This window comes from Nesterenkonia salmonea (genome assembly GCF_005771525.1).
Lineage (GTDB): Bacteria > Actinomycetota > Actinomycetes > Actinomycetales > Micrococcaceae > Nesterenkonia > Nesterenkonia salmonea.
The window spans coordinates 1-1,286 of sequence record NZ_VAVZ01000101.1; the positions used below are offsets into that span (position 1 = coordinate 1).

Consider the following 1,286-nt stretch of genomic DNA (forward strand, 5'->3'; position numbering starts at 1 on the left):
CGGGCGTGTTGGCCCTTTTCTAGTGGGTTCTGCCGGCCCATCCTGATCGGTTCCAGAGTCCTTCTTCTGCTGTGGTTGCGTGCCCGTAGAGTTCCGGACCAATGGGCTCCTCCTCGGGGATGGGATTCTTCGGCTGGGGTCGGTAGTGGCGCTTTTCAATGAGTCGGTGGGGCGGCGAGGGGTCTTCGCTGCGGAGGTAGAGAAACCATTCCACTGCTCGGCGCATGTGTTCTTCGGGTAGTCCTCGGTGATGACGCAGCAGCAGCCGCAGCTGAGCGTTGATCCCACCTTCGATCCGGTTGGTAGTGGAAGCTACCTCACAGTCGAAACTGGCATCCAAATAGGTGAAGAGCTCGTGGTGCTTCGCGCATCGCTCCAACAGCATGTAAGCCTTCCTGAGCCGGTCGTGGGTGAACCAGGACTTCTGTCCCGGGCGCACCCACCCGGGCACCGGCCCGGTGTGTTGACCCCGGTAGGTGCGAGCGTAGATGAACCCGCGGTACCGCTGATGAAAGTCCGATAAGGCGGCCAACCATGCTGTGGCCTGGGTGGTGGTGGTGATCCGGGTCAGTGCCAGCGACAGTTGCCGTAGTTCCTTACCGGGCAGAGTTCTGGGACGTGTGGTGAGGTAGGTGCGCACATTGCGCTGTATGTGCACCAGGCAGCGCTGAACCCGGGTATAGGGCCAGGCGTACTTCCGTGCTGAGAGCAATCCGGTGCCACCGTCAGTGACCACCACCGCGGGGGCGGGGAACCGTGCCAGGAGGGCTTCCCAGGCGGCGCGTTTCTCGGTGTCACACCATTGGTAGCCGATCACCCCGGCAGGACTGATAGCGATCAGGCAGCACCAGGAGCCGATGTAGATCCCATCGAGTTGGACCTGGTCATAGATCTCACCGGTGACCGGGATCCGTGGGCTGATGCTCCAGCACCAGCTGATCCGACGGCGGAAAGACCGGGCGCTGATGCCGGCTGTCTTGCCGGCCTCGGCCTGGGTATGTTTCCCGGTCAACCAGGAGAGAAAGGCTTCCAGTTCATGGCGGCGGGCCACATCGTCGCGGCGGACTCGCGAGGAGCTAGTCGATCCGCACTCAGCACACCGGAAACGCTGGGCACCAGCAGCGGTCCTGCCGAACTTCTTGACCCGGCCACCGCAGAGAACACATTCGGCAGAAGATGCAAGCATCCTTCATGGATATACGGCTTCAGAGTATGCTGACCCCGATCCTGCCGCCCCACTGCTGGGATGCAGACCTACCCAGCAACACATTTATGACCTATAACCC

Annotated in this window: 1 protein-coding gene; it reads right to left on the reverse strand. The window is 61.7% G+C overall.

What is annotated here, in order from left to right:
• Positions 1–19 precede the first annotated feature (19 nt).
• On the reverse strand, positions 20–1,186 hold the full coding sequence (locus tag FEF26_RS15440; protein ID WP_138254417.1) for an IS1249 family transposase: 1,167 nt from the start codon (positions 1,184–1,186) through the stop codon (positions 20–22).
• Positions 1,187–1,286: the final 100 nt, after the last annotated feature.

Coding starts and splice junctions, on each gene's coding strand:
- FEF26_RS15440 (WP_138254417.1), bottom strand. CDS start 1,186: ATGCTTGCATCTTCTGCCGAATGTGTTCTCTGCGGTGGCCGGGTCAAG.